A 6,806-nucleotide genomic window follows, 5' to 3' on the forward strand; every position below is an offset into this window, starting at 1 on the left:
CGCGTCATGTCTTGCTTGGAGCGCTGTTGCGGCGGCGGCTACGGCGCGACCCGGGCCCGTCCCGTCCCGGTCGTCTGGTCCAGGTCCGACACCCGCACCGTCGCCCGCATCGTCCAGGTGCCGGGGAGCGGGAGGGTGACGGAGTTGGCGCTCCAGTAGCCGCCCCGGTCGGTCAGGCCCGCGTCGATCGGGCCGATGTCTCGGTCGGGGAGGGAGAAGGAGAGCCGCAGTTCGGGTACGGCGGTCAGACCGCCGTCGGCGCCGAAGACCACGGCCTGCACCGCGTTCTCGCCGGTGCGGCCGGGGTCCAGGGTGATCTGGACGGTTCCCCGGCCGCCCGGGGTGCCGACGTCGAACGGGATCGTGGTGAGGGACGCGGGGCTCAGCGCGGCCACCTGTCCGGCCCCGGCCGCCTCGCCGTCGGCCCGGCCGGGCGAGGTGCCGGTGAGCACGGTGGTGATCAGCAGCACACCGGCGGCGATCACCGTCTCGGCGAACACGGAACGGCGCAGGGGGTGGTGGGCGTGGTGGGGGGTGATGGTGCGGGGATTGGTATTGGTAGGGGGGTGGGGGCCGGGTGTGGGCGCGGGTCCGGGAACGGGAACGGGTCCGGGCGCCGGCGTAGGTCCGGTAACGGGCGCGGGCGCTGAGCTGTGTACGGGAGCAGAAGCCCGTACAGAAGCAGTGGCGAGGGCGGGAACAGGGGCAAGGCCCGGAACCGGCGCGAGCCCCGGGCCAGCCGCAGCGCTCACCGCATCTCCTCGTTCCCCCGCCGCCGCCACCATCCGTCCCGTCCACCGGCGTGACACCCCGGCCGCCGCCAGCAGCAGGAGCACCGCGGCCCCTTTGGCCAGCAGCAGCCTGCCGTACGGTGTGCCGGTGAGGGCCGGCCAGGAGCCGAGGCCGCGCCAGGACTGGTAGACGCCGGTCACGGTCAGGACCGTCACCGAGGCCAGGGCCAGCCGGGAGAACCGGGCGACGACGGCGGCCGGAAGCGCCGGTCCGGCCGGGGTGCGGCGCAGCAGCGTGAGCAGGGCCGCGAGGCCGCCCAGCCAGCAGGCCGTCGCCAGCAGGTGCAGTAACGCCGACGTGAGCGCCACCGGGACCTGGCTGCCGGCCGCCGCGTGCTCGGCACCGGCCCAGGTCAGCGCCAGTACGACGGCCAGCGCGGCGCCCGCCGCACACGCCCCGCGTCCCGTCTCGCGTTCCGTCCCGCCGCCGGGCCGCAGCAGCCGGGCCGCCGGCCATGCGGCCGCCCCGAGCAGCACCAGCCGGGCCAGCAGCAGTACCCCCGGCCGGGTGGTCAGGGTGTGGCCGAGGACGCCGGGGTCGACGGCGGTGGCCGGGCCGGTGCCCGCCTCGTAGGGGCCGCGCAGCAGCAGGAGGGCGACGGTGGCCGCCAGCAGGGTCCACCAGCCAGTCGCCGCCAGCGGACGCAGCCGCCCGGCGTCCGGCGGACGGCACAGCACCACGAACGCCGCCGTGCCGACGAGCAAAGCGCCCGCGAGATAGGCGAGGTAGCGGGCCGTGGTGTGCAGGGCGCCGGTGAGCGGGTCCTCGGCCGGACCGGGGTCCACGGCCGTGGCGGAGGGCCGGCCCACGGAGAAGGTGAACGCGCCGGAGACCGGGTGGCTGTCGGCGGACACCACCCGCCAGGCCACCGTGTACGTGCCCTCGCCGAGCCGGTCCGGGCGGGGAAGGGAGGTCCGGGCGGTCTCGGACCGATCGTCCGCACGGCCCGCCTCCCCGGTGCGGACGCGGTGGCCGTCCGGGCCGAGGACGCGGAAGGAGTCGTCGCGCAGGCCGACGGACTCGCTGAACGTCAGGGTGAGGTGCCGCGGGGCGTGCTCGAGAACGGTTCCGTCGGCGGGATCGGTGGCGGTGATAGCGGCGTGCGCGGACGCCGGTCCGGCGCCGAGGAGGAAGAGGACGAACAGGACCAGCACGGTGCCGAGCAGCACCAGCCCCTGAACTCCACGACGTCCTCCGCGTTCACGGCTTTCACAGCTTTCACGGCGTCCACGGCGTCCACGGCGTTCCTCACGGTGTTCACGCCGTTCACGTTTCCCGCCACCCCTCACGTCACCATCCCGTCGTGCGACTCACCGGCTCGGGGATACGTACGGACGCGAGGGGCCACGTGCTCACCAGGAAGGGACGATCACCACGTCGATCACCAGGACGGACGCGCCGACACCCCGCCGTCCACCACCAGGTCGTGCCCGGTGACGAAGGAGGCCAGCCGGGAGGCGAGGAACACGCAGGCGTCGCCGACGTCCTCCGGGCGCCCGAGCCGGCCGGCGGGCACCGCGTCCAGCCAGCGCCGTACGCCCTCCGGCCAGGCCCCGGCCAGGCCGTCCCGGTCGGTCAGGCCGGGGGAGACGGTGTTGACGCGGATGCCCCACGGGCCGTACTCCAGGGCCGCCGCGCGGGCGTGCATGACGACCGCCGCCTTGGCCGCGCCGTAGTGGGCGTGGCCGGGGGCGGGGGCACGCGCCTCGATGGAGGCGATGTGGGTGACGGTGCCGCCGGTGCCGGTACGGCGCATCACCTCCGCCGCGGCTTGCGTACAGGCGAAGACGCTGGTCAGGTCGGTGTCCACCACCGCCCGCCACTCGGCCGCCGTCATCCCGGGCAGTTCCCGCACCGGCTGTACGGCGGCGTTGTTGACGAGCGCGTCCAGCCGTCCGCCGCCCCAGTCGGCGGCCTCCTCGACCAGGTGCCGGCAGGCGTCCTCGTCGGTGAGGTCGGCCCGCAGCACGACCGCCCGGCCGCCGCGCGCACGCACGCGGGCGGCCACGTCGCCGGCCGCCGCCACCGACGTACGGCAGTGCAGTGCGACCGCCGCGCCCTCCTCGGCGAGGCGCAGCGCGATGCCCCGGCCGATACCGCCGCCCGCGCCCGTGACCAGGGCCGTCTGTCCGTCAAGAAGGCTCATGGGCGGCAGAGTTCCATGATCCGGGCCGCCTCGGCCGGGTAGCGCGCCGTCAGTTTCCCGGCGTCGCCGTGCTCGTAGTCCGGGTAGCTGAAGCCGGGCGCCATCGTGCAGCCGAAGAGGGTCCAGGCGCCGCCGGGCACGACCCGGCCGCCCATCCAGGTACCGGCCGGGACGGTGAGCTGGACCTGCTGGCCGCCCAGCACGTCCGGTCCCAGGACCGCCGTACGGGCGCTGCCGTCGGGTTCGAGGAGGAGCAGGCGCAGGGGGTCGCCGAGGTAGTGGTGCCAGATCTCGTCGACGGGCAGGCGGTGCAGGGCGGAGAAGTCGCCGGGGCGGGCGGTCAGCAGCGCGACGATCGCGGTGCCGGCCGGGCGGCCGTCGGGACGTTCCGGCCCGGCCCAGGTACGCCGGAACAGGCCGCCCTCGCGCGGGATCGGCTCCAGCCCGTAGTGCGCGGCGAGTTCCTCGGGGGTCGGCGGACTGCTCATCCGCGGCAGCGTACGCCGCCGGGCGGCTGCCGCCCTCTTCGACGAGCCGGCCACCGCCGACTCCCCCTACGAACCGGCCGCCACGATCCCCCCTCCCCATCCTTCTCCGACGAACCGGTCACCGCCGGTCAGCCGCCACCGCCTGTTCCAGCGAACCGGTCGGCGGTGGCCGCCGCCGTCGCCTCCTCGACGGCGGCGCGCAGTACGGCCGTACGGTCGATGGCGTACAGCGTCTCGGCGCGCAGCAGCCGGCCGAGGGCGTGCGCGACGCGCGGGGTCAGGGCGAGCCAGGGCTGGAACAGTTCGGGGTACGCGGGCGGCGCGGCCAGCGCGGCGAAGGCGGGTTCGGCGGCCAGTCGCCGTACGACGGCGGAACGCACCGCCGCGTACGCGGCGCCGCCGGCGTCCCCCCGCGCGCCCCGGCCCAGCAGACGGTCCCGCAGGTCGGCGGCCCCGGGGCTGAGCCCGTCCAGGGCGGCGAGCCGCTCCAGCAGCGGACCGTCGGCGTCCGGCCACCCGTCCCCGCTGCCCACCCCCTCGGCACCCGCCCCCTCGGCACCCGCCGGTTCCCGCCAGCCCTGCCACTCGTGCCCCGGCTCCCAGGCCGGCACCGGTCGTACGAGGTTGGCGGCGGCGCGGACCGGCACCCGGCCGGTGCCCCGGTGCAGGGTGCCGCCCTCGGTGTCGGTGGCCCGTACTACGCCGACCGGTTCGGTCCGGGCGGCCAGTGCCCGGTCCACGTCGGCGACCCGGCGGGCCCGCAGCAGCGGCAGCAGCGCGCCGAAGCCGAGGTCGGCGGTGACCCGGGCCGGGTACCGCAGGCTGAGCGCGACGGGGGTGCCGTCGTCGAGGCCCTCGGGGCCGCCCGCGATCACCGGCCCCCGGGCGGTCTCGATCACCTCGGTCTCGACGGTCCCCTCGCCCGCCACCCGGACCAGTTCGGTGTGCCGGGCGGCGCGGTGCCAGCGGCCGTCCGGGCCGAGCGCCTCGACACCGGCGCCGGTACGGCGCAGCCGCTCGTGGTAGAGGTCCTGGCGGTCGGCGACGCCGGGGGTGAAGGTCCAGGCGACGGTCCCGGTGTCGGCGCGGCGGACCAGACCGGGGACGCCGGGCACGGCGAGGCCGACGACGTCGAACTCCGGGCAGGACAGCCGCAGTCGCTGATGACCGGCGTGGTCATCGGGCTCGGCATACGGCCCCATCACCATTCCCATTCCCATTCCCATTCCCATCCCCGCCCCCGGATCCGGGTCCGCTCCCTCCCCCTCCCCGCCGAACAGGGCGACCCCCGCCGGCCCCAGCCGCCCGGCGACCTGCTCGCGCCACAGTTTGGCCGGGAAGCCGGTGGCGAGGATGTGCAGGGACAGCCGGACCGCGAGCGGTGTCCACGGCTCCCAGCGGCCGGGCGCGAACCCCGCCTTCCCGAACCGGGCACCGGTGCTCTCCGCGAGCCCCTCGTTGACCCCGGTGACGTACGCCCGGACCCACCCGGCAGTCTCCGGTTCCCCTTCCTCCAAGGCGGCGAAGCAGCGGCGGGCGGTGTCGGCGAGGCGGGCGCGGCGGGCGAACCGGTCCCAGGACAGGGCATCGGGTCCGAGGAGGGCGGCCGAGGTGCCCTGCGCCCGGTGCCGCCGCAGTTCCAGCCACCCGCCGTGCTCGCGGGCGACGGCCCGGCCCTGGGCGCGGGCGAGTGCGTCGGGACCGTCGGCACGCAGGTGCGGGACGCCCCGGGCCGCACGGCGGATCTCGACGCCCACCCCGCCATCACCACCTTGTTTGATCACCTTATTAGGTTAGGCTCACCTAACTAAAAGCTCGGATGGCGGAATCGTACGCCCTCCCCGGCGACCGCGAGGAGCCGGGCGCGCGGCCCGGGACCCGACGCGCGATCATCGGTTCATGGACGTCAACCTGCACCTCGCCCAGGACCCGGAGGCCGACGAACTGCTCGGCCGCAGCCCGCTCGCCGCGCTGGTCGGGATGCTGCTGGACCAGCAGATTCCGATGGAGTGGGCGTTCAAGGGCCCCGCCACCATCGCCCGCCGGATGGGCGCGGACGACCTGGACGCGCACGACATCGCCGCGTACGACCCGGAGGAGTTCGCCACGCTGCTCGCCACGAAACCGGCGGTGCACCGCTACCCCGGCTCGATGGCGGGCCGCGTCCAGCAGCTGTGCCGCTATCTCGTGGAGCACTACGACGGCGCCGCCGACGGCGTCTGGCGGGACGCCGGCGACGGCCGCGAGCTGCTCCGCCGCCTCCAGGACCTGCCCGGGTTCGGCAAGCAGAAGGCGCAGATCTTCCTCGCCCTGCTCGGCAAGCAGCTCGGCGTCCGCCCGGACGGCTGGCGCGAGGCGGCGGGTCCCTACGGCGAACCGACCGCCTTCCGCTCGGTCGCCGACATCACGGGACCGGAGTCACTGGCCAAGGTCCGCGCGCACAAGCAGGAGATGAAGGCGGCGGCGAAGGCCGCCAAGGAGAAGTGAGAGACAGTAGAAGAAGGAAGTAGAAACAACACCGGCCGCCGCCGCCCTCCGGGCCCGACCCCGACCGGCCCCCTCCGACGTGCGCCCCCGCCCCGCCCGTCGCCAGCATGAACCATGGCCGAGTCATCGAGCGGCTCCCGTACGGCGTCGCACGCCGCCCGCCGACGCGCCTGGGCGCGCGTACTGGTGCTGCTGCTCGCCCTGCTCGTACCCGGCACGCACGCACACGCACAGGCACAGGCCGGGCCGCCCGCCGCGGTGGCCGGCGACACCGGAGCAGGCGGTACGGCGGCCGAGTACGACCTGCTCGACCCGGCCCTGCGGGCACCCGCCCGCGCCACCCGCCGCCCGGCCGCGCCCCGGCGCCCGGCACCGCGGCCCCCGCGCCCGCCGTGGCCACCCGCTCCCCCCGCCACCCGGTGCGCCGCGCCCGCATCCCCGCCACCGCCCGCCCGGCACCCCGCGCGCTCCGTCGTCCTGCGCTGCTGACCGGCCCGGCCTCCCGGCCCCCCGCCAGCACCCATCACGCACGGACCGAGGGAAACCCATGCTCAAAGACCCGTACGCCGTCCTGCGCGCCCTCCTGCGCGCGGAGGCCAGCCGCAACAACCCCAGCCCCGACCCCAGCCCCGGCCCCAAGCCCGAACCCGGGTCCCGCCCCGGCCGCCCCGGACCCGCGCCGACCGCTCCCCAGGTACGGCAGCACCCCGCACCGGAGCGCGACCTCGGCTGACCGCGCGGTCACCCGGCGGCGGGGGGTGCGGGGGGGGGGTCGGGGGTCGGGGTTGTGGAGTCGACGTCGGACCCGGACCCCACGACTTCCGGCTGCGCTATCTGAACTCCGGACAACTAGACCGGTTCGGCCACACCGGCACCGCCGGATGCATGCTCGC

At 76.1% G+C, this 6,806-nt stretch carries 7 protein-coding genes; 3 read left to right on the forward strand and 4 right to left on the reverse strand.

Annotation, left to right across the window (positions count from 1 at the left end; all coding sequences use genetic code 11):
• Window positions 1-38 precede the first annotated feature (38 nt).
• The 4 genes from AB0G32_RS23415 to AB0G32_RS23430 form a co-directional block, all read right to left on the reverse strand.
• A complete protein-coding gene (locus tag AB0G32_RS23415; RefSeq protein WP_361166422.1) occupies window positions 39-1,961 on the reverse strand; it encodes a copper resistance CopC family protein in 1,923 nt (640 codons plus the stop codon).
• Window positions 1,962-2,173: 212 nt separating this feature from the next.
• A complete protein-coding gene (locus tag AB0G32_RS23420; RefSeq protein ID WP_361166425.1) occupies window positions 2,174-2,938 on the reverse strand; it encodes an SDR family NAD(P)-dependent oxidoreductase in 765 nt (254 codons plus the stop codon).
• A complete protein-coding gene (locus AB0G32_RS23425) occupies window positions 2,935-3,426 on the reverse strand; it encodes a cupin domain-containing protein (RefSeq protein ID WP_361166428.1) in 492 nt (163 codons plus the stop codon). The genes AB0G32_RS23420 and AB0G32_RS23425 overlap by 4 nt, the downstream gene beginning before the upstream one ends.
• A gap of 128 nt (window positions 3,427-3,554) precedes the next feature.
• Window positions 3,555-5,210, reverse strand: a complete 1,656-nt coding sequence (locus AB0G32_RS23430; RefSeq protein WP_361166431.1) for a penicillin acylase family protein — start codon at window positions 5,208-5,210, stop codon at window positions 3,555-3,557.
• A 115-nt stretch (window positions 5,211-5,325) separates the two neighbouring features.
• Here AB0G32_RS23430 and AB0G32_RS23435 point away from each other — a divergent pair, with 115 nt between their 5' ends.
• The 3 genes from AB0G32_RS23435 to AB0G32_RS23445 all read left to right on the forward strand — a co-directional run bounded on the left by AB0G32_RS23435 (window position 5,326) and on the right by AB0G32_RS23445 (window position 6,646).
• Entirely contained in the window at window positions 5,326-5,913 is a 588-nt protein-coding gene (locus AB0G32_RS23435; RefSeq protein WP_361166434.1) for an HhH-GPD-type base excision DNA repair protein, read from the forward strand.
• 114 nt (window positions 5,914-6,027) lie between these two features.
• The gene (locus tag AB0G32_RS23440) at window positions 6,028-6,402 is read left to right on the forward strand and encodes a hypothetical protein (protein WP_361166437.1); all 375 of its coding nucleotides are present in this window, start codon (window positions 6,028-6,030) and stop codon (window positions 6,400-6,402) included.
• A gap of 58 nt (window positions 6,403-6,460) precedes the next feature.
• On the forward strand, window positions 6,461-6,646 hold the full coding sequence (locus AB0G32_RS23445) for a hypothetical protein (RefSeq protein WP_361166440.1): 186 nt from the start codon (window positions 6,461-6,463) through the stop codon (window positions 6,644-6,646).
• Window positions 6,647-6,806 lie beyond the last annotated feature (160 nt).

Origin of the sequence: Streptomyces sp. NPDC023723 (genome assembly GCF_040639815.1) — a bacterium.
Lineage (GTDB): Bacteria > Actinomycetota > Actinomycetes > Streptomycetales > Streptomycetaceae > Streptomyces.

Bases quoted from the DNA above. Each gene is read 5' to 3' on its own strand.
- AB0G32_RS23420 (WP_361166425.1), bottom strand. From the start codon at position 2,938: ATGAGCCTTCTTGACGGACAGACGGCCCTGGTCACGGGCGCGGGCGGC.
- AB0G32_RS23425 (WP_361166428.1), bottom strand. From the start codon at position 3,426: ATGAGCAGTCCGCCGACCCCCGAGGAACTCGCCGCGCACTACGGGCTG.
- AB0G32_RS23435 (WP_361166434.1), top strand. From the start codon at position 5,326: ATGGACGTCAACCTGCACCTCGCCCAGGACCCGGAGGCCGACGAACTG.
- AB0G32_RS23440 (WP_361166437.1), top strand. From the start codon at position 6,028: ATGGCCGAGTCATCGAGCGGCTCCCGTACGGCGTCGCACGCCGCCCGC.
- AB0G32_RS23445 (WP_361166440.1), top strand. From the start codon at position 6,461: ATGCTCAAAGACCCGTACGCCGTCCTGCGCGCCCTCCTGCGCGCGGAG.